The sequence below is a fragment of the Mesorhizobium album genome, assembly GCF_033977205.1.
Lineage (GTDB): Bacteria > Pseudomonadota > Alphaproteobacteria > Rhizobiales > Rhizobiaceae > Mesorhizobium > Mesorhizobium album.
In genome coordinates this window covers 81,922-107,419 of the sequence record NZ_JAVIIW010000014.1, presented here as the reverse complement: position 1 = coordinate 107,419, position 25,498 = coordinate 81,922, and the positions used below count along the sequence as shown (strand labels likewise).

Below are 25,498 nucleotides of genomic sequence, written 5' to 3'. Positions count from 1 at the left end.
CGACCGGTAAATCCGTGGCTCCAGAAACTTGGAACCGGCTATGCTCACCGGAGTTGTGCCCCTGAAGCGCGTTGCGCAGAAACGTGTTAGTCGACGCGCTTAGGTCTTTGTTTTGATGCATGTTGTTCTCCCAAAACCGCTGCGCACTTTGGGCGACATGCATTGGGAAGGAGCTTCATCATGACCGCCAGCAAGAAATGGTCGGCTGAGGTGACCAAGCACAGCGATGCGCTGGATCTCGAGGAGCACATCTTCGAATCCGACGATGCCAAGAAGATCGCCGCCTCGCTGAAGCGCTCCGCCGAGCACAGCCATCGCCGCAAGGCAGAGCCGTTCCGGTCCGCAATGTCGATGCTGAATTTCTACATCAACCGCGCCGGCAGGAACCTGCCGGAGGAGCGAAAGCGGGTTCTGGAAAAGGCCAAGGACGAATTGCGCGTCGCCTTCGGACGCGAAAAGCAGAATTAGCCGGGCTCGCTTAAAGCTTGGTGTGGGCCGGGGCCGTTAATGAATGTCGCCCAAATGCGCGGCGTTTTGGGCGAACGACATGCACAAAGACTTAAGGCGCGTCGCCTGAATCCGGTTCGGCGCAGCGCGCTTTAGGCGGCTATCTCGACCTTATGACGTCGTCGGTATTGGCAAGCAGCTTGCGCACGGCGTTGCGCGCGGCATCCGGCCTTTGCAGCCGGATGTTCCTCTCGATCGCCTCGTGCAATTTCTGGGCGTACTGCAGGTCGTCAAGTTCGCGCGTCGTATAGGCAAAGAGGTGGTCGAAGGCGGATTCGATCAAGACGCCGAGCGGCACCAGGAGATCGTTGCCCGAGGCCCGCAGAATGGCGAGGTGGAAGCGCGTGTCGGCGCGCGTGCGCTCCTGCAGATTGGTCGCCTCGCCCATCTCGCGGCAGGACTGACTGATCTCGGCCATCTGCTCGTCGGTGCGCCGCATCGCGGCGAAGGCCGCCGCCTCAGGCTCGATGATGTGGCGGAACTCCTGCACCGTGCGCAGGAAGACCTCGCGGTCCGGCGAGGTCGCGTACCAGGAGAGCACATCGCGGTCGAGCAGGTTCCAGCGCTCCTTCGGCTCCACCCAGCTGCCGATCTTGGGCCGCGACGCCAGAAGGCTCTTGGCCATCAGCATCTTGATCGCCTCGCGCACGGCCGAACGGCTGACGTCGAAGGTTTCCGACCATTTGGCTTCGTTTGGCAGGATGGTGCCCGGCGGATAATCGCCGCGCACGATCCGAAGGCCGATTTCGCTCGCCAGCGACGTGTGCACGCTGGCGCCCGGGATGCGCGGCGCGTCCGGCCGGCGAACGCCCGCCGCGCGCTCGGCGGATGCCGCTTTCGTCGGCCTTTTCTCGTTGTTCGGCTTTGCGTCCCGCATATTGTCCAGAAAGTCCGGTTTTCAGAAGCTGTCAAGCACGGCAACGCCAGCTTTGCCGCAACGCGCCGGGATGTGCACAGCTCAGCCGGATTTGGCTCCCTTCACTCGGTCTTCACGTATTTGCGCCAGCTGTGCTCAGGCCGGAAGCCGAGCACATCGCGCGCCTTGCGGTTCGACAGCAGCGTTTCATATTCGCCGAGCTCGGTTTTCACCGGCACGCCGGGATAGAAGCGCTCCAGCAACTCGGCCGTCGGCAGGTCGGACGAGGTGTCGTCATTGGCAGCATTGAACACCTGGTAGCCCAGCCCGTCCTTCTCGATGGCGCGCAGCGTGATCTGCCCGAGATCGCGGGCATCGATGTAGCTCCAGGCGATGCGCTTGCGGAACCCGGGATCGGCGAACCATTTCGGGAACAGCGTATATTCGTGCGGCTCAATGACGTTGCCGATGCGCAGCGCATAGATGTCGAAGCCGCTGCGCAGCGCAAAGGCGCGCGCCGTCTTCTCGTTGACGATCTTCGACAGCGCATAGCTGTCCATCGGATCGACATCGTAGTCCTCGTCGAGCGGAAAATGCGTCGGGTTGCGCGGCTCGTTGGCGAAGACCAGGCCGTAGGTCGTCTCGCTGGAAGCGATGATCACCTTGCGAATGCCGAGCTTCACCGCCGCTTCGATGACATTGTAGGTGCCCATCGCATTGATGCGGAACACTTCGTTGTCCGGTGTGATCATGATGCGCGGGATGGCGGCGAAATGCACCACGGCATCGACCGGCTGCGCCCGCAGCGACGGATCGAACTCATGCAGCCCCGCATAGCTCGACAGCGCGTTGAACACCTGGCCGCTGTCTGTGATATCGGTGATCAGCGTGCGCACCTTCGGGTTGTCGAGCGGCCTGGTGTCGATGTTGAGCACCTGGCAGCCATGCTCGACCAGATACTGTACGACATGGCGGCCGGCCTTGCCGCTGCCGCCGGTGAACATGATCCGTTTCGTCATTTTGCTCTCCACATTGCTCATGAATTATGCGTATTGTCAGACAATATGGCATTCCGCAGTCGCCCGCCACCGCCACGGCCCGCGAAACCTCCATGGCAGAGCACGCGGCTGGTCGGCGCCGATCCATCAGCAAAGACAGGGACGAAACGACATGACCACCACCGCTGCCCGCGAAAACATCGGTTTCATCGGCCTCGGCCTGATGGGGCACGGCATCGCCAAGAACATCGTCGACAAGGGCTATCCGCTCACCTTTCTCGGCCGCAAGAACCGCAAGCCGGCGGAAGACCTGCTTGGTCGCGGCGCGAAGGAGGTTGCCACGTCGCGCGAGGTGGCGGCTGCCTCCGACATCGTCTTCATCTGCGTCACCGGCTCGCGCGAGGTGGAGGCGATCATCCGCGGCCCCGGCGGGCTGAAGGAAGGCTTGAAGAATGGCTCCGTGGTGGTCGATTGCTCGACATCCGATCCGACGTCGACCGTGGCTTTAGCCGCCGAGCTCAACACGCTCGGCGTCGACTATGTCGATGCGCCGCTCAGCCGTACGCCTAAGGAGGCCTGGGAAGGCACGCTCGACGCCATGGTCGGCGCGCCGGACGCGGTGTTCGCCCGGCTGAAGCCCGTGCTCGAGACCTGGGCTGGCCGCATCGTCCATATCGGCGACACCGGCGACGGCCACCGCATGAAGCTGCTCAACAACTTCATCTCGCTTGGCTATGCGGCGATCTATTCGGAGGCGCTGGCGCTGGCTGAGAAGGTCGGCATCTCGCCGCCGCGTTTCGACAGCGTGATTCGCAACGGCCGCATGGATTGCGGCTTCTACCAGACCTTCATGCGCTGGACGCTGGAGGGCGACCGCGACGCGCACAAATTCTCCATCGCCAATGCCTTCAAGGATCTGACCTATCTGGAATCGATGGCGGGCGCTGCCGGTATTGCCAATCCGCTGGGCAACGCCACCAAGAACTCGTTCGCGACAGCCTTCGCCGCCGGGCCGGCCGACCAGTATGTGCCGATGCTGGCCACGCATATCGGCAAGCTCAACGGCGTCGACCTGATGCCGTCGAAGGACGGCGTGAAGCAGAAGATCTGACGCCCGCGGGGCGAGCCCCTCACCGCCGCGACCGCTGGATCACCTCGTCGGTGTTGGCGAGCAGCTTGTGCACGGCGCTTCTTGCAGCGGATGGGCGCTGAAGCCGGATGTTACGCTCGATCGCCTCGTGCAGGGACTGGGCCCGCCGCTGGTCGCTGTGCTCGCGCGTGACGAAGACGAAGAGATGGTCGAGCGCCGACTCGATCAGCACGCCGAGAGGCACCAGCAGTTCGTTGCCGGAGGCGCGCAGGATGGCGAGATGAAACCGCGTATCGGCGCGCGTGCGCTCCTGGATATGCATCGCCTCCCCCATCTCGCGGCAGGCCTGGCTGATCTCGATCATCTGCTCGTCGGAGCGCCGCGTCGCCGCGAACGCGGCCGCCTCCGGCTCGATGATGTGGCGAAACTCCTGCACCGTCCTCAGGAACACCTCGCGGTCGGGCGAGGTTGCGTACCAGGCGAGCACGTCTCGATCGAGCAGATTCCAGCGCTCCCTTGGCTCGACCCAGCTGCCGATCTTGGGTCGTGATGCGAGCAGGCTCTTGGCCATCAGCATCTTGATCGCCTCGCGCACCGCCGAACGGCTGACGTTGAAGGTTTCCGACCATTTGGCTTCATTGGGCAAGATGGTGCCGGGAGGATAATCGCCGCGCACGATTCTCAGGCCGATCTCGCCTGCCAGCGAAGCATGCACGCTGAGGCCGGCGATCCGCGTCGCCTCAGGCCTACGAATCGTGGCCGGCTGGATTGGCTCGGCCAAGCGCTTCCCTGACTTTTCTCGTGGCATCCGCGTTCCGGTGCCTCCCGTCGCAGGCAGAAGTCGCCCGCAAACATCCGCCAAGTAATTCCGGGCGCACGAAGCCCTTCGCCTGTTGCCGGAGGCAAAGGCCGCGTTCATGGTCCGAGCGGAAAAGGGTGAAGGGGCGCCCAAAGGGGGCGCCCCTTTTCGAAGCCTACTTCTGGATGCAGGTGTCGACCGTATCCTTGGTGCATTCGTCGAGGCCGGTGAAGACCGGATCATCGACCTTCTTGCCGCCGATGAGGTCGAGCATCACCGAAGGCGCCTTGTAGCCCATTTCGAACGGCCGCTGGCCGACCAGCGCGGTCACCAGCCCGTCCTTGGCGATCGCCACTTCGTCGCCGATGGTATCAGCGGCGCCGATAGCGAATTCGTTCTTGGCGATCTTCTCGGCCATCGGCTTGAACAGGTCGCGATAGGGCTGCGGAGCGCCGAACAGCGGCCAGCCGCCCATGATGCCGAAAGCGTCGAGCTTCGGATTGGCGGCGAGGATGTCGGTCATCGCCTGCACGCCCTTGGCGCCGTCGTCATTGGTGAACACCGGGCAGCCGGCGACCTCGGTCCAGCCGCCTTCACCCTTCAACGCCGGAAGGCCTTCCTTGCCCGACAGCGCATCGCGCATGCCCTGCGCGCGGCGCAGGATGTTGTCGGCGGCCGCATTGCCTTCGATGGTGCAGATCGTGCCGCCATTCGGCTTGGCCTTCTTGAGGTATTCGCCGATGCGCTTGCCCATCAGATAGTTGTCGGTGCCGAGATAGGTCTTGCGCAGCGCCGCGTCTTCCTTGGTCAGGTCCGCATCGACGGTCATGATCGGGATCGACGGATTGGCGCTCTTGATCGTCTGCGCGATCAACGGCGCATTGGACGGCGAGATCGCCATCGCCGCCGTATCCGGCTTGCTCAGCATATCCTGCACGATCTGGGCTTCGCCGGCCTCGTCCGAGGTCGATGCCGGGCCAGTATAGAAGCATTCATACTCGGAGCTGGCGTTTTCCTTGTTCCACTTCTCGCAGCCCTGGTGGATGGCTTCGAAGAACGGATTGTCGAGACCCTTCACGACAATGACGAGCTGTTTCTTGGCCAAAGCCGGCCCGGCGCCCAACGCCATGGCGGCGACGGCGGCGAGCAAAAGTGATTTCCTCATATCATCTCCTCCCTTGAAAAAGACGGACACGGCGTGTCCGCCACACCGATCGGCCCGGATGCAAGGCACACGGCAGTCGCCTCGAATACACGTGTCTTAAGCCGGGCCGATAAGCATTTGCCGATCCGTTCCAGCTCGAATGAACGCTGGCATTGCCGGATCCTGACCAACCCCCCGCCCACTACATCCGCCGAACGGCGGTTTTGCGAGGGCAAGTTCTTCCTCCGACGCTAGCTAATATCGGCTCGCCGCCAACGTCAATTCCTATTTGTCCTACAAAACGGATTTTTCGACGAGTTCCGAAATTAATCGTCCGACAGTTGATTGACGCCCATGCGGGCTTTTGCCTAAATGCATCGATCGCACCCGCTCGGGAGGAGTTGGATGTGCGAGGTCCATGCGGCGCCGGATCGATGCCGGCGCCCGTGGAACAGAAACGGGGAGGCTTAAGGCTGGTGTCGGTTCTCGAAATCGCCAACATCTCGAAGCATTTCGGCGCCATCCAGGCGGTGAACGATGTCTCGTTCACATTGGAGGCTGGTGAGGTCGTCGGCCTGATGGGCGACAACGGCGCCGGCAAGTCGACGCTGGTCAAGATGATCGCCGGCAACTTCCGCCCGAGCCACGGCACGATGCGCATGGACGACAAGGAGCTGATCCTGCACAAGCCGGCCGAGGCCCGCCAGCACGGCATCGAGATCGTCCACCAGGAACTGGCGCTCTGCAACAATCTGACGGCCGCCGCCAATGTCTATCTCGGCCGGGAACTCCGCCGCGGCATCGGCCCGTTCCGCATTCTCGACTATGCGGCGATGTACAAGCGCGCCGGCCAGCTCTTCGCCGAACTGAAATCCGAGACGCGGCCGCGCGACCTCGTCAAGCAGATGTCGGGCGGCCAGCGCCAGGCGGTGGCGATCGCCCGCACCATGCTGTCGCAGGCCAAGATCGTGCTGATGGACGAGCCGACGGCGGCGATCTCTGTCAGGCAGGTCGCCGAGGTGCTCAACTTGATCCGCCACTTGCGCGATCAGGGCATCGCCGTCGTGCTGATCAGCCACCGCATGCCCGACGTCTTCGACGTCGCCGACCGCGTCATCGTCATGCGGCGCGGCCGGAAGGTCGCTGACAAGAAGATCGCCTCGAGTTCGCCCGAGGAAGTCACCGGGCTGATCACCGGAGCCATCGAGCAAGTGGCATAGTAGCGCCCCGTGGCGCCCGTGAGCGTCACCTTCGGCAGGAAAGGTCGATAATGGCAGTCACACTTGACCAGACGATCGCGCAGAAGCAGCACACTTTCCTGTCGCGCATGCTGTCCAGCCAGACCTTCTGGGTGGTGATCGCGGTCATCCTCGCCTGCCTGTTCCTGTCTCTCGCCACCGATTCCTTCGCCACGTCGAAGAACATCTTCAACATCACGCGCAACGTCACCTTCGTCGCCATCGTCGCGCTCGGCATGACCTTCGTCATCATCACCGGCGGCATCGACCTGTCGGTCGGCTCGGTGCTGTGCCTGTGCTCGATGGTGCTCGCCGTCACCATGCATGCCGGTTACGGCATCGTCACCGGCATTGGCGTCTCGATTGCCACCGCCCTCGTCATCGGCGCCTTCAACGGCGTGCTCATCGCCTATCTCGACTTCCCGCCCTTCGTGGTGACGCTCGGCATGCTCTCGGTCGCCCGCAGCCTTGCCATGGTCGCCTCCAACAACACCGTCGTCTTCCAGTTCGGGCCGGACCACGACAAGCTTCTGGCGCTGGGCGGCGGCGCCTGGGTGTTCGGCATCGCCAACCCGGTGCTCTACATGATCCTTCTGGCGCTGATTACGGGCTTCACCCTGCGCTGGACCAAATTCGGCCGGCACATCTTCGCCATCGGCGGCAATGAGCATGCGGCGACGCTGACCGGCGTGCCGGTGCGCCAGATCAAGGTCGCGGTCTATATGATCTCTGCGTTGTCGGCCGGTCTCGCCGGCATCATCCAGACCGGCTGGCTCGGCGCCGTCACCACCAATATCGGCACCGGCATGGAGCTCCAGGTGATCGCGGCAACCGTCATCGGCGGCGCCAACCTCGCCGGTGGGGTCGGGACGGCCTTGGGCGCCATCGTCGGCGCCGCGCTCATCGAAGTAATCCGCAACAGCCTCGGCCTGCTCGGCATCAATGCCTTCTGGCAAGGCACTTTCATCGGCGGCGCGATCATCCTGGCCGTGCTGTTCGACCGCATCCGCAACTTCCGGCGCAGCGACTAGTTTCCCCTTCTCCCCTTGTTGTGGGAGAAGGTCGCCTCGCGCAGCGAGGTCGGATGAGGGGTGTTCGAGAGACCACCAGCGCCTCATTTCCCCCAGCACCCCTCAACCGTCCCGGCGCTAGCGCGCCGATCCACCTTCTCCCGCAAGGGGAGAAGGGAGAGCCCCTATCGCTCAGTCTGAAAATCCGCCCGCACCGGCGATGCGAGGCTGCCGTCGCACCGCCACGCCTTGACGCAGCCCGGAGGCCGGTCGCACAATCCTCCGGCAGGCGAAGGGAGGCCAGTCGCCCGCGGGAGGAAATAGACCCATGACGGACGCGATCAGGCTCTACTGGGGCCGGTTCGGACATGTCTCTGTCCTGAATGTCGCCAACGACTTCGTCACCCATGCCCATTGCGAGGCGCATCTGATCATCTGGCTGGAAGGCACGGCCGGCGAAATGACCATCGGCCGCGAGACGGTGCGGCTCGGACCGAGCACCGCCGCCGGCATCAACTCGTTCCAACCGCATAGTCACGCGCTTTCCCATGACGGCAGGCCCGGCCTGTTCCTTGCTTTCTATATCGATCCGGAATGGGCGCACCGGCGCCGTGACTTGCCTTCGTCGGCGCCACTGTTTGCGCGGGCGGCGATCACGCTGGAGCCATGGCTGCATCAGGCGGCGGCGAACCTGCTCGACCATCTGAGCGACAACGAGAGCATCGACGACGTCGCCAACTATGAGATCGAACGCTTCATCGACAGTGTGCTCGACGCGGCCGACGCCTCGGCGCCCCAGGCAACCCGTGCCCGCGTGAACACGATGCTCGATTTCCGCGTCCGCAAGGCGATCCAATTGATGAAGGCCAATGTCTGCGAGCGCATTTCCTTCGATGACGTCGCCCGCTCCGTCGGCCTGTCCCGGCCGCATTTCTTCGCGCTGTTCAAGGAACAGACCAACCTGACGCCGAACGTCTACTGGAACACGCTGCGCATGGAGGAAGCCGTGCGCCAACTGCAGTGGTCGCAAGAGCCGCTGATCTCGGTCGCCTGCAATCTCGGCTTCACCACCCAAGGCAATTTCTCGCGCTTCTTCCGCGATCATGTCGGCGTGCCGCCGACGCTCTACCGCGAGGCCGCGCGGGCTTTATCCTGAGCTGACGATCGCTCATTTTGTCCGGCTATTTTCAGACTGATTGATACGGCTCCGAGACGCTTTGATAAGCGCCGGCTCGTCGGCCGCCCTAGGCTTCTTCCCATATTCGCAAGGGAACCCGCTTATGGCGAAGGTTACTATTTCAAGCGTCATCGACGCGCCGGTCGAGCAGGTTTGGGCGCGCATCCGCGACTTCAACGGCCTGCCGAACTGGCATCCGCGCATGGTGGAAAGCCACATCGAGGACGGCAAGGACGCCGCCACCATCGGCTGTGTGCGCAACTTCAAGCTAATCAGCGGCGCGCGGCTGCGCGAAAAGCTCCTCGACTTCTCCGACGAGAATTTCCTGGTCAGCTACGCGATCCTCGAAACACCGCAGCCGATCACCAATCACAAGGCGACGCTGCAGTTGCGCCGCGTGACCGACGGCAACCGCACCTATGCCGAATGGAGCGCGAGCTTCGACGCCGCTCCGGAAGAAGCCGACAAGCTGGCGGAGGGCATGGGCGCCAATGTCTTCCAGGGTGGCTTCAATGCCCTGAAGGACCATTTCGCTGCCAAAAACTGACGGGAGCGCGCCATGTCGCTTGCGCTGCAGACTTTTTCGACCGTGAAAGACGCCAACGCGGCGCTGCAGGCGTCGGGCACCCGCTATCTCGGCGGCGGCACGCTGGTCGTGCGCGCCGCCAATGAGGGCGACGTTTCCGTCTCCAGCCTTGTAAGCGTCACCGACCCTGGCCTTTCGCAGATTGCTGTTTCCGGCGACAAGGTCCGGCTCGGCGCCTCCGTCACCATGGCGGCGATTGCCCGCTACCCCGAGCTTGCCGCGCTCGCGCCGGCCGCGCGCGCCGTCGGCGGCCCGGCGATCCGCAACATGGCGACCGTCGGCGGCAATCTGTTCGCCCCTGCCCCTTACGGTGACTTCGCGGTGGCGCTGCTGGCGCTGGACGCCACCGTTGCCATCGAGAACGGCGAAATGCCGATCGAAGCCTTCCTCTCCGGCCGCGACAGCAGCCGCGCCATCGTCACGGCTGTCGGCTTCTCCTTGCCCGCGGCGGAGAGCTTCCGCTTCCTCAAAGTGTCGCGGGTCAAGCCGAAGGGCATATCGATGCTGAGCATTGCCGCGCTCCTGCCGCGCACCGCCGACGGCACCGTGACCTCGGCACGCATCGCGCTTGGCTGCATGGCCGACCGTCCGATGCGGGCCAAGGCAGCCGAGAAGGCGCTGCTCGGCCGCAAGCTCACGCCCGAAGAGATCGCGCCGGCGCTTGCCGCCGCGGGCGAAGGCATCACACCGATCACCGACCCGATCGCCAGCGCCTGGTATCGCGCCGAGGTCCTGCCGGTCCATCTCGGGCGACTGTTGCTGAGCTAACCATCCGTGGGGGACGCGCGTCTGTCCGGTCATCCGGGCAGGCGCGCAAGGAGGAAAAATGGCGAAGGTCCCGGTTCAGTTCACGCTCAACGGCTCCGAAAAGGCCGAATTCATCGAGAGCGGCACGACGCTGCTCCACGCGCTGCGCGACAAGATCGGCGACACCTCGCCGAAAGGCGGCTGCCACCAAGGCACCTGCGGCGCCTGCTCGGTTATCATCGACGGCGAGTTGCGGCTTTCCTGCCTGACGCTGGCCGAAACCTGCAACGGCGCCGACATCCGGACCACCGCCGGCCTTGCCGAAGGCGGCGTGCTGCATCCGCTGCAGCGCGCCTTCCTCGATGCTTTTGCCACGCAATGCGGCTTCTGCACGCCGGGCATGATCATGGCCGCCAAGGTGCTGCTCGACCGCGTGCCGAACCCCAGCCGCGAGGATGTGGTCGAGGCGCTGTCCGGCAACATCTGCCGCTGCACCGGCTACGAACCGATCATCCAGGCGGTGCTGATCGCCGCGCGCGCCAATTCGCAGAACGCCGCCTGAGAGGTACCAGCCATGGAACTGCGCAAGGATTATTTCGCCGATGTCCGCAAGGACGGCCTCAACGAGATCGGCCAGCCGCGGCCGCGGCTCGATTCGCCTGGACATGTCACGGGCAAGACCACCTATTTCGCCGACCGCAATTTTCCGGGCATGCTGCATCTGAAGATGGTGCGCAGCCCGCACCACCATGCCCGCATCCGCTCAATCGACACGTCGGAAGCGGAAAAGCATCCGGGCGTCGTGCGCGTGCTCACCGCCAGGGACGTGCCACACAACGTCTACACCATCCTGATCCTGATCCAGATCGGCCCCGAGGACGAAACCGTGCTCGCCGACGGCAAGGTGCGCTGGAAGGGCGAGGCCGTGGTGGCGGTGCTGGCCGAGACCGAGCGCGCGGCCCAGGAAGCCGCCGCCAAGGTCAAGGTCGACTACGAGGTGCTGCCCGCGGTCTTCGACATAGAGGAAGCGCTGAAGCCCGGCGCGCCGATCGTCAACGAGTATCACGGCCAAAACCACTACCTCTATGACAGCGGCGAGTGCCGCAAGGTGCGCTTCGGCGACGTGGAGGCAGGCTTTGCTCAGGCCGACCATATCCTCGAGCAGAGCTACCAGTCCTCGCCGATCGAGCACGCGCCGACCGAGACGACTGGCTGCGTCGTCGCCCCCGAGGGCAATGACCGCTTCACCTGCTACACCAACACGCAGGCGATGTTCTTCACCCTCGACAACACCTCGATCATCCTGCAGATGCCGGGCAGCAAGCTGCATTTCGTCGGCGGCACGGTCGGCGGCGGCTTCGGCGGCAAGGTCGACGTTATCGTCGAGCCGATCGCCATCCTCGCCGCCCAGCTAACAGGACGCCCCGTCTCCTTCATCTACAGCCGTGAAGAGGAGATGCAGATTTCGTCGCCGCGCGCGGCCGAGACGGTCGTCATCAAGGACGGCGTCATGAGCGATGGCCGCATCGTGGCGCGCAAGGTGACCGGCTACACCGATGCCGGCGCCTATTCGCGCCACTCGCCCTATGGCGCGCAGAAGGGGGCTGCGCACTATCCCGGGCCCTACACGATCCCGAATGTCTGGATCGATACCTATTGCGTCTACACCAACCGCACCCCCTCGTCCGCCATGCGCGGCTTCGGCGTCACCATCGGCGACTTCGCGCTGGAGGTGCAGATGGACAAGCTGGCGCGGCTGATCGACATGGACCCGCTCGAATTCCGTTTCATCAACGCCTATCGCGACGGCGACATGAAGGCGCATCGCCAGCCGACCGAGGGTGCAGCGCTGATCGAGTGCATGCAGGAAGCCTCGCGCGCCGCCAACTGGCCGGTCGCGGAAAAATACATGGCGATGTCCTCCTACAAGAAGGGAGCCTGAGATGGCGATCCGGCGTGGACGCGGCGTGGCCGCGATCAACTATCCGACCGGCATGAACCTCGGCGGCGACCCGACCCAGGCGCTCGTGCATTCGACGCCGACCGGCAATTTCATGGTCACCCTCTCCAGCGTCGATCTCGGCCAGGGCATGAAGCAGATCATGGCGCAGATCTGCGCCGAGACGATCGGCGTGCCGACCGACCGCGTCGTCGTCGACACCGCCGACACCGACACCGGCCCGCATTGCATGGGCACCTTCGCCTCGCGCGGCACGCATCGCGCCGGCAACGCCGTCATCCAGGCCGCCAGGGAAGCGCGCCAGGTGATGCTGGAGGTGGCTGCCGAAGAGTTGGAGGTGAATGCTTCGGACCTCGAGACCGACGGCCAGGGCAACATCCTGGTCAAGGGCGCGCCACAGCGGTCGATCTCCATCTTCGATGTCGCGCTCTCCGCGCATTTCAAGCGCGGCCGCTCGATCTCCGGCCGCGGCATGTTCCTGATCCCGCGCTCCTATCCGGAGAAGGAAACCGGCGCGATGAAGCCTTCCACCTGCTATGCCCATGCATGCACGGTGGCAGAGGTCGAGGTCGATGACGAGACGGGCGAAGTGACGGTGTTGACGGTGAAGAACGTCTTTGAGATCGGCCGCGCGCTGAACCCGAAGATGGTCGAGCAGCAGCTGGTCGGCGGCTCCTGGATGGGCATCAGCCACGCGCTCTACGAGACGACCGAGCCCTACTATCCGAACCGCGACCATGGTGGCACCGACTTCAACCAATATCTGATGCCGGGGCCCGGCGATCTCGCCGAGACCGAGATCATCGTGCTGGAGCGCCCTTCCGCCGACGGCCCGTTCGGCGCCAAGGGTCCGGGCGAGATGTGTGCCAACCCGCAGATCCCGGCCGTCGCCAACGCCGTCTTCGACGCGGTCGGCGTGCGCATCGACACTTTGCCGATCACGCCGGAACGCATCCTGCGCGCGCTGAAAGCGCAGGCCGCGGGCTAAAGCGAAAGATGACCCGCGCCGATGCCGAGCACATCGCGGCTTCACCCGAGGCGGTGGCGGTGCGTCTTGCCGCTTCACGCTACCTTGCCGACGACAGCCTTGCGACCGCGATCTTCCTGGCAATCCGATTGGGAAAGCCGCTGCTGCTCGAAGGCGCGCCGGGCGTCGGTAAGACCGAAGCCGCTAAGGCGGTGGCCGAACTGCTCGGCCGCAAGCTGGTGCGGCTGCAATGCTACGAAGGCATCGACGCGGCGCATGCGCTCTACGAGTGGAACTACCAGCGCCAGTTGCTTGCGATCCGCCATGCCGGCGAGCACGAGATCGACATCTATGACGACCGCTTCCTGATCGCGCGACCATTGCTGCAGGTGTTGCGGGCGCCGGAACAGCGCGTGCTGCTGGTCGACGAGATCGACCGTTCGGATCATGAGTTCGAGGCGCTGCTTCTGGAATTCCTCTCCGATTTCCAGATCAGCATTCCCGAACGCGGCACGATCCGCGCCGCGACGCAGCCCATCGTCATCCTGACCTCCAACCGCACCCGCGAGCTTGCCGAGGCGCTGCGCCGGCGCTGCGTCTATCACTGGATCGGCTATCCCGACGCCGCGCGCGAAGCCGAGATCATCATGCTGCGCGCCGGCAGCGTCGCCGAGGCTACGGCGCGCGCAGTGGCGAAGGCGGTGCAGGAAATCCGCGCCCGCCCGCTGGCGAAACCGCCGGGCATCGCCGAAGCCGTCGAATGGGCGAATGCCGCCACCATTCTCGAAAAAGGCGGCAGTCCATGGCCGGAAGCCTTCCGCCGCGCCATCGGCGTGCTGATCAAGGACGAGGAGGATCTGTCCTCGATCGCGCCGGAACTCGGAAGGATAGTCGAGGAGGCGCTGGCGTAATGAGCGATCTCACCGAGCCGGCGACCTATCGGCATCGCGCGCCCCTCCCGCAACGCTGGCGGGACTGCACCCCCCTCTGTCCTGCCGGACATCTCCCCCTCAAGGGCGGAGATCAGCTGTCATTCCGGCTTTCGCTAATCTCCAACGTTGCAGGACCGAGCGAAGCGTCGAAGCTGCCAATCTCCCCCCTAGAGGGGGAGATGTCCGGCAGGACAGAGGGGGGCGCGAAGGAATGATGCGTGGGGAAAGCTTGCCCCGTGCCGCCGCGCCGTTTCTCGGCTTCGCCCGCCTGTTACGCCGTCACGCCTTCGCCATCGCGCCGGAACAGGTGACCAGCTTCATGCAGGCAGTGACGCTGCTTGGGCCGCGCTCGATGAACGATATCCGCGAAGCCGCACTTGCGACGCTCGCACCCCCTCCGGATCGCCGCGGCGAATTCGAAGCGCATTTTCGCGGCTATTTCTACGGCGACGCCAAGCCTTCGATCGAAGGCGAAGAGGATGATGAAACCCACATCAAGGATGATCGCGGCACGCATCAGCAGGAAAGCCTGACCCTCCGCCGGGAGAAAGGCGGCGAATTGTCGTCGGCGCTCGAGCAACTGAGCAGCCGCGATTTCCAGCGCGACGCCGACGGCCTCGCCTCATTCCGCCGCAAGCTCGCAACCGCCCTGCCCCCTCGCCGCTCCTTCCGCACCGCGCGCACCCGCTCGCGCGGCACGCTCGATCTCAGGCGTTCGCTGAGCGAAATCGTCAGCGCCGATGGCGATATCCCCTGGCCACAGCTCCGCCGCCGCCAGAGCGTGCCACGCAAGCTGCTTTTGCTCATCGATATCTCCGGCTCGATGAAACTGCACACGGCCGATTACCTGAAGCTGGCGCACGCGGCGGTGCAAGGCGCCGACCGTGCCGAAGTCTTCACCTTCGGCACGCGCCTCACCCGCATCACCTCGGCGCTGCGCCTCCACGATCGCGACCAGGCGCTCGCCCGCGCTGCGGCACTGGTCGACGACTGGGACGGCGGCACCCGCTTGGGGCCGGCGCTTCTTACCTTCCTGTCGGTCCCGCGCTTTTCGGCCTTCGCGCGCGGCGCGGCGGTGGTGATCCTGTCGGACTCGCTGGAGCGGGGCGACCATTCCGACCTCGAAACCGCGATGCGGCGGCTTAGCGCGCGCGCCTTCCGGCTGTCGCTGGCGACACCGCTCGCCGGCGATCCGCGCTTTCGCCCGGCGACAGCGGCGCTCCGCGCCATTCTGCCGCTGCTCGACGATTTGGTCGACGGCTCCTCAGTGAAGAGTCTGACCGATTTCATCCTCTCGCTCGCCCGCCCCGCTCCGGCGGCCGAAACCATCTGGAAAAGGCTATCGTGATGCAGAAAGCGATCGACGCGCATTTCCACATCTGGCGCCAGCAGGACCAGCCCTGGCTGGTTGGACCGATGGTGCCGCGCATCTTTGGCCCCTACGAGCCGATCCGCCGCGACTACCCGATCGCGGAATTCCTCGAAGACCAGAAGGGCTCCGGCGTCGAGAAGGCCGTCTATGTGCAGACCAACTGGGCGAAGGCGGACTTCGAGAAGGAAGTCGCCTTCCTGCAGAACACCGCCGAAGAGACCGGCTGGCCGCACGCCATCGTCGGCTATGCCGACATGACGGTCGACGATGTCCGCCCGCAGATCGATCAGCTGAAAAAATATCCGCTGCTTCGCGGCGTCCGCATGCAGCTCCACTGGCACGAGATGCCTGCCTTCCGCTTCGCCGCCTCGGCCGACCAGGTGATCGATCCCAAGGTGCGCGCCAATGTGGCGCGGCTGAAGGAATATGGCATCTCCTTCGACCTGCAGCTCTTCCCGGCGCAGATGAAGGACGGGCTGACACTGGTCGGCGAGAACCCCGAGACGAACTTCATCCTCACCCATGCCGGCATGCTGACCGGCATGGAGCCGGAAACGACCGAGGCCTGGAAAGCCGGCCTGCGCACGCTCTCGGCGGCGCCCAATTTCTACGCCAAGCTATCGGGGCTGGGCACATTCGTCCACCGCAACGACCCGGAGCTCATCGTCTATATCGTCGATAACGTGATCGAAATCCTCGGCAGCGATCGCCTGATGTTCGGCTCGAACTTCCCGATCGAGAAGCTATGGACCAGCCATGCCGAGCTGATCAAGGCGCACCGCGCGGCGGTCGCCAGGCACGGCGCCAAGGCCGAGGCGGACATCTTCTGGAACACGGCCGAGAAGGTTTATCGGCCGGTGTAGCGCCGCCTCCCCTTCTCCCCTTGTGGGAGAAGGTGGATCGGCGCGCAGCGCCGAGACGGATGAGGGGTGCTGGAAGGAATAAGTCGTTGGGAATCATATGCTTTCAGGCGCTTAGATCCTCAGCGCTGCACTCCGTCCAACACCCCTCATCCGACCGAGCTTCGCTCGGCCACCTTCTCCCACAAGGGGAAAGGGAACGCCGGCGCTTCACTTCACCTCGAACTGCGGATCGAGCGGAATCTGCATGGCCGTGACCAGATGGTTGGTCTGGCCGGCCAGCCCGATGATCGACACCAGCTCGCCGTGCTGCGCGTCGGTCATGCCCTTGGCGCGTGCGGCCGCCGTGTGCGAATGGATGCAGTAGGAGCAGCCATTCGCCGTCGAGACGGCGACATAGATCATTTCCTTGGTCAGCGGATCGATAGCGCTGTCGGCGACCATGACCGCCTTGAGCTGCTCCCACACCCGCTTGAGCGACGCCGGATCATTGGCCAGCCCGCGCCAGAAATTATTGACGAAGTCGGACTTCCGCGTCGCACGGATGTCGTCGAACACGGCCTTCACCGCCGGGATCTTCTCCACCTCGGCATCGTTCAGGAGTGTTGCGGTGGCCATGGCGTGGTCCTTTCGTTGAATCGCTGGGAGAGGTCGCTGAATCGGATCAGAAAGAAACGCCGCTAACTGCTTTTGGATGATTGAGCAATTGAGCGCTGATGCAAAGGCATGGAGGTTGGCCGGGCCTTCAGCGTCGTCCCTGGGCGAGGCAGGAGCGAAGCTTTATCGTCGACGGCACATTCCTGGGGCTCCCGGTATCGGTGTGGCTCACGATCATCCTTGCTGTCGTCACCCACATTACTCTGACGCATTCCCGGCCGTGCCTGGCGCGCCGCCATCGGCGTGGGCCAGGACAAGTCTTCGTTGTCGGGAATGCCGGTCATGACGCGCTGGTTGAACGGCGTAAGGCTGAACCAATCCTTATCCAACAAACTTTCGTGTCGCCTCGCAGCCTGTTATGGAGAGTTGGGCTGGAGAGGGAAAGTGGGATGAAGCCCATCTATATTGACTACCTCAACGCTCTCGATATCGAGGCGCTGGCGATGACCGATGCCGAGATCATCACCGCCGTCGAGGCCGGGCTCGTCGCGCAGGGCAAGGGCCAGACGGTGATCGAGCCGCGCGTCCACCTTGAGCCGGATCCGTCATTCCACGGCCATTTCAACGTGCTGCGCGGTTATGTGGCGCCGCTCGACGCCGCCGGCGTCAAGATCGTCGGCGACTATGTCGACAATTACCAGCACGGCCTGCCTTCCGAATTCGGCATCCTCAACCTCTTCGATCCGCGCACCGGAACGCCGCGCGCCATCCTCGACGCCACCGTCATCACAGACATGCGTACCGGCGCGGTCACCGCGATCGGTGCAAAGCACCTGGCGAGGAAATCATCCAAGGTGCTCGGCCATATCGGCGCTCGCGGCACGGCCTACTGGAACGTGCGCCTGCTCGACCACCTCTTCGACTTTGACGAGATCCGCGTCCATTCGCGCCGGCCGGAAAGCCGCGACGCCTTTGCTGCAAGACTTGCCGCCGATCTCGGCAAGCCGGTCATTGCCGTGGCCGATTGGAAAAGCTGCGTGCAAGGCGCCGACATCGTCGTCGAGGCCTCGCGGCTATCGGAGCCGCAGCCATTGCTCAAGACCGAATGGATCAAGCGTGGTGCGCTGGTGGTGCCTTACGGCACGATGAGCGCGGTGGAGCTTTCGCTCACTGACATCATGCAGAAGATCGTCGTCGACGACTGGGGCCAATGCAAGAGCGGCAAGTTCGGCTCCCTGCGCGCCCATGTCGAGACCGGGCGGCTGAGCGAGGCGACGCTGCACGCCGAGCTCGGCCAGATCGCCGCCGGCCTCAAGGCGGGCCGGCAAAGCGATGGCGAGACGATCCTGCTCTGGCATCGCGGCCTGTCGCTCTCCGACATTGCGCTCGGCAAGGCGATGTTGGCCAAGGCACGAGAAAACGGCATCGGCCAGAGGCTGCGCTTCGCATGAGCCCGCTCGTCCTCACCGGCGCCGGCGTCAGCATCGAGGATGTCGCAGCCGTCGCGCGCTTTGCCGACAAGGTTGAAGTCACCCCTGCCGTCATCGAAAAACTGGGCAAGGCGCGCAAGGTCCTCGACGAGGCCGCCGCTGGCGGCCAGCAGATCTACGGGCTGAACACCGGGCTTGGCGCCAATCTCGGCACGGCAGTCGAAGGCGATACCGGCGCGTTCCAGCGTCAGCTTCTCGACGGACGCGGCGCCGCGGTCGGCGATGCGTTGCCCATCGAAAAGGTGCGCGCCGCCATGTTTGCCCGCATAGCCATGCTCGCGGCCGGCGGCTCCGGTCTCTCGCCGCATGTCTTCAGTGCGCTCGTCGATCTGCTCAATGCCGGCGTCCATCCGGTGATGCCCTCGCTCGGCTCGATCGGCGCCGGTGACCTGGTGCTGATGACGGCGATCGCCCAAACGCTGATCAGCGAAGGCGATGCCGACTATCAGGGCCGGCGCATGCCATCGGCCAAAGCATTGACGATGGCCCGCCTCGCGCCGGTCAACCTGGCGCCCAAGGACGGTCTGTCGCTGATCAACGCCTCTGCCGTCTCCACCGGCGCCGGAGCGCTGGCGCTGGTTGACGCACTGTCGGCGCTGGAACAGCAGCAGCAGGCGAGCGCGCTGACCATGGAAGCGCTTGGCGCCAACCGCACCATCCTCGACTCGCGCCTGCATCAAGCGCGGCCCGCAGCCTGCCAGCAAGCGGCGGCCAAGGCACTGCGCGACCTGCTTGCCCGCGACGCGGAGCCCGAGCCAACCACCATTCAAGACCCGCTCTCGATCCGCTGCATGCCTTCGATCCATGGTGCGCTGATCCAGGCGATCGACCATGCGCGGCTCGCCGTCGAAATCGAGCTCAACGCTGCCGCCGACAATCCGCTGGTGCTGGCCGACGATGCGCTGGTGCTGTCGACCGGTAACTTCCACACTGCGTCATTGTCGCTGGCCTTCGAGACTTTGGGTCTGGCGATCGCCCAATGCGCGGCGGCCTCTGCCGCCCGCTTCATCCAGCTCACCGGATCGGGCCGCAACGGCCTGCCGAAATATCTGTCGCCGGTGCGCGGCGCTTCCGCCGGCTTCGTGCCGCTGCAGAAGACGGCTACGGCGATCCTGGCCGGCATCCGCCACAAGGCCAATCCGGTGATGCTCGACTTCCTGCCCGTATCCGAGGGAGTCGAGGATCATGCGACGCAGACCCCGCTTGCCGTCGCGAAATGCGCCGAAATGATCGTTCTGTGGCGGCGGCTGATCGCCTTGGAACTGATGGCGGCGGCGCAGGCTGTCGACCTGCGCGAAGGGCTGACGCTGGCGCCTGCAACCGGAGCGATCCACGCGGCCGTCCGCGCCCATGTGCCGACACTCTGGGAAGACAGACCGCTCGGAGCCAATGCCGACGCGCTCCACGCCGTGCTCGCCGATGGGTATTGGCGCCCAGCGGTGCACCAAATACTGCTCGTTTAGACGGGATCGGGAACCGCCTCGCTCGGGACCACTAACGACCGCTCGCGATCACCGCTCACCAAGCCAACCCGTACCACCAAACTAGCCACGCCCCGGATCGGATGGCCCGGCTCTGCCGCCGATGGCACCCGCTGTTCTCTCGGCACCCTCTTGGGTTGCAGGATGAGTTCATATATGAATGGCCAGGGCATATGAGGGGTGGCTAACTTGCATCGTTCCTGTTTCGTCTTGGCGGCGGACGCAGAATATTTTCCGTACGCTGTTCTGGGCGCGCGACGCATCCTGGACGTATCCGCGCCGATCGATGGCTTCATCCTTCATATGGGCGCTGGATCCGAGGACTTGGCGGTCGCGGACCGATTGCTCGGCACCGCCGTCAAGATCGTCGATGTGTCCGATCTCATGAAGGAGTTCGACTTCGATCCCGGTCACCTCAGCGTTGCAACCTACATCCGCCTGCTTGCCGACGAGCTGGCGGTGTTCGAGCCTTACGACAGGCTCGTCTATGTGGACACCGACGTGATCTTCAACCGGTCGATCACCGACTTGGCCGATGTTGAACTCAATGCCCCGCTCCTGGCGGCCCATGACGAGCAGACCTATTTCGACCCGACCTGCCGCGAGTCTCTCGAGATGGAGCCCGGCTCATCGCATTTCAACGCCGGTATACTGGTGCTGAATATGCCCATGATCCGCGCCGAAGGGCTGTTGAAGCGGGCGCGCGAAGTGGCGCAGCGGCGCGTGCCGAAGCTCGATCAGGGAGCGCTCAACATCGCTTTTGCCGGACGGTGGCAAACGATGCATCCGCTCTGGAATCTCCAGACCAACTATTCCAGCCAGATACCCTTCAATAGAGCCTTTGCGCGTCATTTCACCTTTGGAAAGCCGTGGTGGCCCAGCCCGGAAGGTGTGGAGCTCGTGGCGATGGCGATCTACCGCAACCTGGCGAAAGATACGCCGTGGCTCGATCGGTTCAGCCGCCCGCTCTGGACGAGAGGTTTGCGCAAGCGACTGTTCCGCAAATTCGACGGCCTCTCCGGGATCATTCTCAACAAGGAAAAATACAGGCGCCGTTTCCGATTCAATGCTGAACGGTGTACCGCCATTTTTGCCGCTCACGCCGACCAGGGAATGATGGCCGCAACCTATCCGGAAGTCCTGATGGGCGTCGTCAAGGCACCGAAATAGTTGCCGATCTAGGCCGATCGCCTCGACGACTGCCAAGGCAGCTTACCGGTTCGGCCTGCAGTGGCCTGCCCGAATGCCCGTCGCCGCTCGGCGGCGAACCGGGCAGATCAAACGCAAGTTCCTCGCTCAGACTCTTGCATCCACCTTCTTCATGAAGAGGGCGAACTCGTCCGGGTCCATATGCACGACGTGCCTGTCTTCCGGATAGGCGCCGCTGTTGACGTCGGCTAGGTATTCGGAAAACGCGGCGACCCGCTCCGCCTGCAGCCGGTCGTATTCGGCGGCGAAGTTGCGATAGACTTTTGAATGGCGAGGCATGTGACCGCGATTGGTGCCGAGAATATCTTCGGCAAATAAGTATTGCGCATCGCAGCCCGTGCCCGCGCCCATCGACAGCATGATCAGCGAAGTGCGCTCGGAGATCGCCTTCGCCACCTCGACCGGCACCACCTCGATCTCGGCGCCGATCGCGCCGGCGGCCTCAAGCTGCTTCACCGCCTCGAACACTTTCATCGCCGTGTCGGCGGTCTTGCCGACCGCCTTGAAGCCGCCGGTCCAGGTCGCGCGGGAAGGAATCAGGCCGACATGTCCGATGACGGGAATAGCGTCGTCGGCCATGGTGGCGTAGCCGGCGCTGCAATAGACGGCGTCGGCGCTGGCCTTGTAGAGCCGGAACGCCCAGCGCACGAAATCGTCCGCGGTGCCGATCTCGAAGAAATTCTCGCCCGGCATGGTGAAGAGGCTGGGTGCGGCATCGCGATACTGCGGATTGAGCACCAGCTCCGGCGGCACCGAGACGATGTCGATGCCTGCGCGCTCCGCCGCCTCCGCCTCCTCGAGCGTCAGCACGCGCAGCATGGTCAGCTGCCGCTTGCCCTTCATGGCGCGCAGATCGGCAACGGTCGGTCTCTTTCGGGTCATCGGTACATCCCTGTTAGCTTTGGCTGACGGCTTTCAGCCGATATCGATCATCACCTTGCCGGCCTCGACTTTGACCGGATAGGTCTTGAGGTTGACGCAGACCGGCGCACCCTTGGCCTGGCCGGTCTTGTAGTTGAAGCGGCCATTGTGCTTGGGGCATTCGATGATGTCGTCCATCACCAGCCCGTCGGCGAGATGCGCTTGTTCGTGCGTGCAGAAGCCATCGGTGGCGAAGAACTGATCGTCAGGCGAACGGTAGATCGCGAAGGTGCGGCCGCCATGGTCGAAGCGGATCACGTCCTCCTCGTCCACATCGTCCACCGCGCACGCTTCAACCCACATCTTCTCTTCTCCTGGTTGGTTCGCGCGACCAACGCTTGCGCGCAGACCCTACCCAGCCGCCGTCATGTCGACTTGGTGGAACTCGCCGCGATAAGGCTTGGCTGTCGGCGGTAATTCCCGCTTGAGGTAGTAGTCCTCATATTTCAGCTGCCTGAGCAGCACCGGCCAGACCTCACGATAAGCATGCCACATCGACGGGTTCGGCGCCGGCAGGTCGTGCTTGATCAGCTCATGCAGCTTCGGCAGCGCGTGGTAGGGCACCATCGGGAACATGTGATGCTCCACATGATAGTTCATGTTCCAGTAGATGAACCGGCTGATCGGGTTCATGTAGACGGTGCGCGAGTTGAGCCGGTGGTCGGTGACGTTGTCGGCCAGACCAATATGCTGCAGCAGGCCGGTCATCACCATGTGCCAGGTGCCGTAGAGACGCGGAAGGCCGATCAGCACCAGTGGTATCCATGACCTGATCGCGATCGCGATAGCGATCGTCGCGGCATAGACGACCATGTGCCAGCGGGCCGCGATCACCGCCTTATGCTGCTCCGTCTCCGGGATATAGCTCTTCTCGTCGTCCGACAGCTTACCGAAGGCCTGGCGCACCTGCGTCGGCAGTGAATAGCGAAAGTCGAGAATGCCGGCGAAGGCGAGCGCCGCCTTCAAGAGGTCCGGCGGCCGCATCACGGCGATCTCGGCGTCGCGGCCGACGATGATGGTGTCGGTGTGGTGGCGTGCATGGCTCCAGCGCCATTGCACGGGATTGCGCACCAGCATGAAGCTGGCGATGTGGTAGACCACGTCGTTCATCCAGCGCGTGCGAAACGCCGTGCCATGACCGCATTCGTGCCAGCGCGAGTCGCTCGACGAGCCGTAGAGCACGCCATAGACGAACAGGAACGGCACGACCCACCACGTGCCCCAGAACCAGAAGATGCCGGCCGCCGAGCCCAGGATCGCCGCGATCCAGATAATGGTGTCGCGGATCGCCGGCCCGTCGGAGCGCTGCATCAGCTCCTTCATGGTCTTGCGCGGCACATCGGTGTGATACCACTCGGCCGAGGCAAGCCCCGTCTCGATCGCAAGCCGAGTGCTTTCGCCGACAAGGCTATAGTCGCGCTTGGTGCCGGAGGCCGTCGTCATCGTCCCTCCCCGATCAAAGCCCGTTCGCGCGAAATTTCCCGTCGAGGAATATCTTGGCGCGTGGCACGTCGTCCTCGGTGAGATGCTCGATGATCACTGGGATGTTCGGATGCTTCTCGCTAAGCCGCTTGAGGTAGAGGTCGTAGTTCAGCGCGCCGAGCCCCGGCGCCGGCAACTCGATCTCGCCGACGCCGCGGAAGGTCAACCCCTCATGCGCCTCCGCGTCGCCGATATCGGCATGCTTTTCCGTCTTGTCGCTGCCCGAACGCTTCACGTCCTTGGCATGCGCGATTTTGATCTTGTCGGTCAGCGTGTCGAACACCTGGTTCAGCACCTCATCCATGCGGTCGATGTTGTGCGCCTCGAAATAATTGGTCGGGTCCATCAGCAGGCCAAGTCCGGGATGGTCGACCTGCGCGAACATTTTCACCGTCTCCTCGACCGAACCGACGACATTGTTGACATAGGTCTCGAGCAGGAACACCGCGCCGTGGTCGTAAGCCGTCTGGGCGAGGTCCGAGATCACTTTGCGGCATTCCTCGAAGCCTTCCTCGGTCTTGTTCTTGGGGTGGTGCACCCAGTCGGACTCGGTGTTGTAGGTGCCGGTCTCCGAGATCACGTAAGGGCTGCCGAAATGGCGGGCGTTGCGGATGATCTCCTTGAGATAGGCAAGCCGCCTGTCCCGCTCGGCTCTATCCGGATGGATGATATTGGTGTAGCCGGACACGCAGCAGACCGGCAGATTGTGGTCGCGGAACGTGTCGCGCACCTTCCTCGCCTTGTCCTTCGTTATCTGCCTGGCCGACAGGTCGATGTCCTTGAAATGCAGGTCGAGCTGCACGGTGTTGAAGCCGAGCGCGCGGATGCGCCTTGCCGATTCCTCCAACTCGTAGGGGAAATAGCCTGTGAAGATACCTGCCTGCATCATGAGGTGAAGCCCTCCGGGAAAGCGATTCAGTCGCCGCGTCTTTCGGCTGCTTCAGTCGGCGCGGATTTCGGACAACTTGACAGTACGGCCCAGGGCCATCGACCGGTAACCGGCCTCGACCAGCGCCATGGTTTTGACGTTGTCGGCAACGGACAGCGCTGGCGGCGTGCCGGTCTTCAGCGCGTACTGGAGCTGTTCCATGACGCCGATGAAGGCATGTGGAAACCACATCGTCTCCCAGCTTGGGCTGACCCATTTCCCGCCCGTCGTCTCGGTCGAGGCGTAGGTCAGCGTCGAGGCAACGCCCTTCGGCCAGCCGATCGTGCCCTTGGCAACACCCTTGGTGCCATCGACGCGCCAATTGATGTGCTGGTCGTCCTCGTAGCCCTCCTGGCGTGGACCGGACCAGACATCCTCCAGCGATACCGCTAGCACGCCGGAAGGAAAGCGCAACGTCGACACGGTGATGCCGTCGGAATGATCGAATTTCGTGCGCGGGTCCTTGCGCGTCAGCGTGGTGATCTCGTCCGGATCGCCGAACAGGAAGCGCAGCACGTCGAGATGATGCACGCTCATATTGGCGAGCGTCAGCCGGTCGTAATCGGCCAGGAATGTCTGCCAGTGCGGGATCGCATGCATGTCGATCTCGGCAAAGACGATCTCGCCAAGCGCGCCGCTGTCGATGATCTGCTTCAACACGCGCATCGACTGGTCGTAGCGCATGTTCTGGTTGACCGAGAGGATCTTGCCGGAGGCGGCCGCCTCGTCGCGCAGGCTGACCGCTTCCTCGACCGAAAGCGCCAGCGGCTTCTGCGCCAGGATCGCCTTGATGTGCGGCTGCTTCAGCGCGAGGCGGATCAGCGCCGGCTGCTGGTCGGGAGGAAAGGCAAGGTCGACGATCTCGATGCGATCGTCCTCGATCAATCGCTCTGGCGTGTCGTGGACAGTCGGGATATGCCAGCGATCCGCCACCTTCGCGGCATTCGCCTTGGTGCGTGAAGCGATCGCCACCACCGGAAAGGCGGCCTCGTGATAGGCGGCAAGATGGCATTCGGCCATGATCATGCCGGCGCCGATGCAGCCGATCCGGCAGTCCTTGACCCGGACCTTTACGTCCGGCTCGAAACCCGTACTCGCCATCCATTCCTCCCGTCGAGGACTGGATATAACGCGATGCTCCGGGCCT

27 protein-coding genes are annotated in these 25,498 nt (G+C 63.9%); 16 read left to right on the top strand and 11 right to left on the bottom strand.

Annotated features, from left to right (window positions below; all coding sequences use genetic code 11):
- Positions 1-180 precede the first annotated feature (180 nt).
- Positions 181-468, top strand: a complete 288-nt coding sequence (locus tag RFN28_RS14300) for a DUF3175 domain-containing protein (RefSeq protein ID WP_320287979.1) — start codon at positions 181-183, stop codon at positions 466-468.
- Positions 469-607: 139 nt separating this feature from the next.
- Here the strand turns inward: RFN28_RS14300 and RFN28_RS14295 are convergent, their stop codons facing one another.
- Positions 608-1,384, bottom strand: coding sequence for a FadR/GntR family transcriptional regulator (locus tag RFN28_RS14295; RefSeq protein ID WP_320287978.1), 777 nt, complete (start codon positions 1,382-1,384; stop codon positions 608-610).
- Positions 1,385-1,485: 101 nt separating this feature from the next.
- Positions 1,486-2,382 carry an NAD-dependent epimerase/dehydratase family protein gene (locus RFN28_RS14290; protein ID WP_320287977.1) on the bottom strand — a complete coding sequence of 299 codons (897 nt, stop codon included), beginning with the start codon at positions 2,380-2,382 and terminating at the stop codon, positions 1,486-1,488.
- A 151-nt stretch (positions 2,383-2,533) separates the two neighbouring features.
- Between RFN28_RS14290 and RFN28_RS14285 the strand changes: the two genes are divergently transcribed.
- Complete coding sequence (locus RFN28_RS14285; protein WP_320287976.1) at positions 2,534-3,472, top strand: NAD(P)-dependent oxidoreductase; 939 nt, start codon at positions 2,534-2,536, stop codon at positions 3,470-3,472.
- Between the two features lie 19 nt (positions 3,473-3,491).
- On the opposite strand, the gene RFN28_RS14280 is transcribed toward RFN28_RS14285, so the two are convergent.
- Together RFN28_RS14280 and RFN28_RS14275 are read right to left on the bottom strand one after the other, a co-directional pair.
- The gene (locus RFN28_RS14280) at positions 3,492-4,259 is read right to left on the bottom strand and encodes a FadR/GntR family transcriptional regulator (RefSeq protein ID WP_320287975.1); all 768 of its coding nucleotides are present in this window, start codon (positions 4,257-4,259) and stop codon (positions 3,492-3,494) included.
- Between the two features lie 166 nt (positions 4,260-4,425).
- Entirely contained in the window at positions 4,426-5,415 is a 990-nt protein-coding gene (locus RFN28_RS14275) for a sugar-binding protein (protein ID WP_320287974.1), read from the bottom strand.
- A gap of 455 nt (positions 5,416-5,870) precedes the next feature.
- Here RFN28_RS14275 and RFN28_RS14270 point away from each other — a divergent pair, with 455 nt between their 5' ends.
- From RFN28_RS14270 to RFN28_RS14220, 11 genes are all read left to right on the top strand, one after another.
- The gene (locus tag RFN28_RS14270; protein ID WP_320287973.1) at positions 5,871-6,614 is read left to right on the top strand and encodes an ATP-binding cassette domain-containing protein; all 744 of its coding nucleotides are present in this window, start codon (positions 5,871-5,873) and stop codon (positions 6,612-6,614) included.
- 50 nt (positions 6,615-6,664) lie between these two features.
- On the top strand, positions 6,665-7,663 hold the full coding sequence (locus tag RFN28_RS14265; protein ID WP_320287972.1) for an ABC transporter permease: 999 nt from the start codon (positions 6,665-6,667) through the stop codon (positions 7,661-7,663).
- Positions 7,664-7,970: 307 nt separating this feature from the next.
- The gene (locus RFN28_RS14260) at positions 7,971-8,798 is read left to right on the top strand and encodes a helix-turn-helix domain-containing protein (RefSeq protein ID WP_320287971.1); all 828 of its coding nucleotides are present in this window, start codon (positions 7,971-7,973) and stop codon (positions 8,796-8,798) included.
- 124 nt (positions 8,799-8,922) lie between these two features.
- A complete protein-coding gene (locus RFN28_RS14255; RefSeq protein WP_320287970.1) occupies positions 8,923-9,366 on the top strand; it encodes an SRPBCC family protein in 444 nt (147 codons plus the stop codon).
- Positions 9,367-9,378: 12 nt separating this feature from the next.
- Entirely contained in the window at positions 9,379-10,173 is a 795-nt protein-coding gene (locus tag RFN28_RS14250; RefSeq protein ID WP_320287969.1) for an FAD binding domain-containing protein, read from the top strand.
- Positions 10,174-10,231: 58 nt separating this feature from the next.
- Positions 10,232-10,714, top strand: a complete 483-nt coding sequence (locus RFN28_RS14245) for a (2Fe-2S)-binding protein (protein WP_320287968.1) — start codon at positions 10,232-10,234, stop codon at positions 10,712-10,714.
- A gap of 12 nt (positions 10,715-10,726) precedes the next feature.
- Positions 10,727-12,094: a xanthine dehydrogenase family protein molybdopterin-binding subunit gene (locus tag RFN28_RS14240; protein WP_320287967.1), complete on the top strand. Its 1,368-nt coding sequence runs from the start codon at positions 10,727-10,729 to the stop codon at positions 12,092-12,094.
- A 1-nt stretch (position 12,095) separates the two neighbouring features.
- The gene (locus tag RFN28_RS14235) at positions 12,096-13,100 is read left to right on the top strand and encodes a xanthine dehydrogenase family protein molybdopterin-binding subunit (RefSeq protein WP_320287966.1); all 1,005 of its coding nucleotides are present in this window, start codon (positions 12,096-12,098) and stop codon (positions 13,098-13,100) included.
- Between the two features lie 8 nt (positions 13,101-13,108).
- Positions 13,109-13,990, top strand: coding sequence for an AAA family ATPase (locus RFN28_RS14230; RefSeq protein WP_320287965.1), 882 nt, complete (start codon positions 13,109-13,111; stop codon positions 13,988-13,990).
- A gap of 232 nt (positions 13,991-14,222) precedes the next feature.
- Positions 14,223-15,359 (top strand): vWA domain-containing protein, encoded by a 1,137-nt coding sequence (locus tag RFN28_RS14225; RefSeq protein WP_320287964.1) that lies wholly within the window; start codon positions 14,223-14,225, stop codon positions 15,357-15,359.
- The gene (locus RFN28_RS14220) at positions 15,359-16,246 is read left to right on the top strand and encodes an amidohydrolase family protein (RefSeq protein ID WP_320288001.1); all 888 of its coding nucleotides are present in this window, start codon (positions 15,359-15,361) and stop codon (positions 16,244-16,246) included. The genes RFN28_RS14225 and RFN28_RS14220 overlap by 1 nt, the downstream gene beginning before the upstream one ends.
- Before the next feature lie 207 nt (positions 16,247-16,453).
- Here RFN28_RS14220 and RFN28_RS14215 read toward each other — a convergent pair whose 3' ends face one another.
- The gene (locus tag RFN28_RS14215; RefSeq protein ID WP_320287963.1) at positions 16,454-16,861 is read right to left on the bottom strand and encodes a carboxymuconolactone decarboxylase family protein; all 408 of its coding nucleotides are present in this window, start codon (positions 16,859-16,861) and stop codon (positions 16,454-16,456) included.
- 62 nt (positions 16,862-16,923) lie between these two features.
- The gene (locus tag RFN28_RS14210) at positions 16,924-17,229 is read right to left on the bottom strand and encodes a hypothetical protein (RefSeq protein ID WP_320287962.1); all 306 of its coding nucleotides are present in this window, start codon (positions 17,227-17,229) and stop codon (positions 16,924-16,926) included.
- A gap of 60 nt (positions 17,230-17,289) precedes the next feature.
- Between RFN28_RS14210 and RFN28_RS14205 the strand changes: the two genes are divergently transcribed.
- The 3 genes from RFN28_RS14205 to RFN28_RS14195 all read left to right on the top strand — a co-directional run bounded on the left by RFN28_RS14205 (position 17,290) and on the right by RFN28_RS14195 (position 20,981).
- Positions 17,290-18,291, top strand: a complete 1,002-nt coding sequence (locus tag RFN28_RS14205) for an ornithine cyclodeaminase family protein (protein ID WP_320287961.1) — start codon at positions 17,290-17,292, stop codon at positions 18,289-18,291.
- Positions 18,288-19,793, top strand: coding sequence for an HAL/PAL/TAL family ammonia-lyase (locus RFN28_RS14200; RefSeq protein ID WP_320287960.1), 1,506 nt, complete (start codon positions 18,288-18,290; stop codon positions 19,791-19,793). The genes RFN28_RS14205 and RFN28_RS14200 overlap by 4 nt, the downstream gene beginning before the upstream one ends.
- Positions 19,794-19,991: 198 nt before the next feature.
- Complete coding sequence (locus RFN28_RS14195; RefSeq protein ID WP_320287959.1) at positions 19,992-20,981, top strand: glycosyltransferase family 8 protein; 990 nt, start codon at positions 19,992-19,994, stop codon at positions 20,979-20,981.
- A 126-nt stretch (positions 20,982-21,107) separates the two neighbouring features.
- Here the strand turns inward: RFN28_RS14195 and RFN28_RS14190 are convergent, their stop codons facing one another.
- Genes RFN28_RS14190 through RFN28_RS14170 form a run of 5 tightly spaced genes read right to left on the bottom strand, consistent with a single transcriptional unit; the run spans position 21,108 to position 25,452 of the window.
- Positions 21,108-21,902, bottom strand: coding sequence for a 3-methyl-2-oxobutanoate hydroxymethyltransferase (locus RFN28_RS14190; protein WP_320287958.1), 795 nt, complete (start codon positions 21,900-21,902; stop codon positions 21,108-21,110).
- A gap of 33 nt (positions 21,903-21,935) precedes the next feature.
- Entirely contained in the window at positions 21,936-22,244 is a 309-nt protein-coding gene (locus RFN28_RS14185; protein ID WP_320287957.1) for a MocE family 2Fe-2S type ferredoxin, read from the bottom strand.
- Between the two features lie 48 nt (positions 22,245-22,292).
- A complete protein-coding gene (locus RFN28_RS14180; protein ID WP_320287956.1) occupies positions 22,293-23,384 on the bottom strand; it encodes a fatty acid desaturase family protein in 1,092 nt (363 codons plus the stop codon).
- A 13-nt stretch (positions 23,385-23,397) separates the two neighbouring features.
- The gene (locus RFN28_RS14175) at positions 23,398-24,312 is read right to left on the bottom strand and encodes a sugar phosphate isomerase/epimerase family protein (RefSeq protein ID WP_320287955.1); all 915 of its coding nucleotides are present in this window, start codon (positions 24,310-24,312) and stop codon (positions 23,398-23,400) included.
- A gap of 51 nt (positions 24,313-24,363) precedes the next feature.
- Entirely contained in the window at positions 24,364-25,452 is a 1,089-nt protein-coding gene (locus RFN28_RS14170; protein WP_320287954.1) for a Gfo/Idh/MocA family protein, read from the bottom strand.
- Positions 25,453-25,498: the final 46 nt, after the last annotated feature.

Coding starts and splice junctions, on each gene's coding strand:
- RFN28_RS14300 (WP_320287979.1), top strand. CDS start 181: ATGACCGCCAGCAAGAAATGGTCGGCTGAGGTGACCAAGCACAGCGAT.
- RFN28_RS14295 (WP_320287978.1), bottom strand. CDS start 1,384: ATGCGGGACGCAAAGCCGAACAACGAGAAAAGGCCGACGAAAGCGGCA.
- RFN28_RS14290 (WP_320287977.1), bottom strand. CDS start 2,382: ATGACGAAACGGATCATGTTCACCGGCGGCAGCGGCAAGGCCGGCCGC.
- RFN28_RS14285 (WP_320287976.1), top strand. CDS start 2,534: ATGACCACCACCGCTGCCCGCGAAAACATCGGTTTCATCGGCCTCGGC.
- RFN28_RS14280 (WP_320287975.1), bottom strand. CDS start 4,259: ATGCCACGAGAAAAGTCAGGGAAGCGCTTGGCCGAGCCAATCCAGCCG.
- RFN28_RS14275 (WP_320287974.1), bottom strand. CDS start 5,415: ATGAGGAAATCACTTTTGCTCGCCGCCGTCGCCGCCATGGCGTTGGGC.
- RFN28_RS14265 (WP_320287972.1), top strand. CDS start 6,665: ATGGCAGTCACACTTGACCAGACGATCGCGCAGAAGCAGCACACTTTC.
- RFN28_RS14260 (WP_320287971.1), top strand. CDS start 7,971: ATGACGGACGCGATCAGGCTCTACTGGGGCCGGTTCGGACATGTCTCT.
- RFN28_RS14255 (WP_320287970.1), top strand. CDS start 8,923: ATGGCGAAGGTTACTATTTCAAGCGTCATCGACGCGCCGGTCGAGCAG.
- RFN28_RS14250 (WP_320287969.1), top strand. CDS start 9,379: ATGTCGCTTGCGCTGCAGACTTTTTCGACCGTGAAAGACGCCAACGCG.
- RFN28_RS14245 (WP_320287968.1), top strand. CDS start 10,232: ATGGCGAAGGTCCCGGTTCAGTTCACGCTCAACGGCTCCGAAAAGGCC.
- RFN28_RS14240 (WP_320287967.1), top strand. CDS start 10,727: ATGGAACTGCGCAAGGATTATTTCGCCGATGTCCGCAAGGACGGCCTC.
- RFN28_RS14235 (WP_320287966.1), top strand. CDS start 12,096: ATGGCGATCCGGCGTGGACGCGGCGTGGCCGCGATCAACTATCCGACC.
- RFN28_RS14230 (WP_320287965.1), top strand. CDS start 13,109: ATGACCCGCGCCGATGCCGAGCACATCGCGGCTTCACCCGAGGCGGTG.
- RFN28_RS14225 (WP_320287964.1), top strand. CDS start 14,223: ATGATGCGTGGGGAAAGCTTGCCCCGTGCCGCCGCGCCGTTTCTCGGC.
- RFN28_RS14220 (WP_320288001.1), top strand. CDS start 15,359: ATGCAGAAAGCGATCGACGCGCATTTCCACATCTGGCGCCAGCAGGAC.
- RFN28_RS14215 (WP_320287963.1), bottom strand. CDS start 16,861: ATGGCCACCGCAACACTCCTGAACGATGCCGAGGTGGAGAAGATCCCG.
- RFN28_RS14205 (WP_320287961.1), top strand. CDS start 17,290: ATGAAGCCCATCTATATTGACTACCTCAACGCTCTCGATATCGAGGCG.
- RFN28_RS14200 (WP_320287960.1), top strand. CDS start 18,288: ATGAGCCCGCTCGTCCTCACCGGCGCCGGCGTCAGCATCGAGGATGTC.
- RFN28_RS14190 (WP_320287958.1), bottom strand. CDS start 21,902: ATGACCCGAAAGAGACCGACCGTTGCCGATCTGCGCGCCATGAAGGGC.
- RFN28_RS14185 (WP_320287957.1), bottom strand. CDS start 22,244: ATGTGGGTTGAAGCGTGCGCGGTGGACGATGTGGACGAGGAGGACGTG.
- RFN28_RS14180 (WP_320287956.1), bottom strand. CDS start 23,384: ATGACGACGGCCTCCGGCACCAAGCGCGACTATAGCCTTGTCGGCGAA.
- RFN28_RS14175 (WP_320287955.1), bottom strand. CDS start 24,312: ATGATGCAGGCAGGTATCTTCACAGGCTATTTCCCCTACGAGTTGGAG.
- RFN28_RS14170 (WP_320287954.1), bottom strand. CDS start 25,452: ATGGCGAGTACGGGTTTCGAGCCGGACGTAAAGGTCCGGGTCAAGGAC.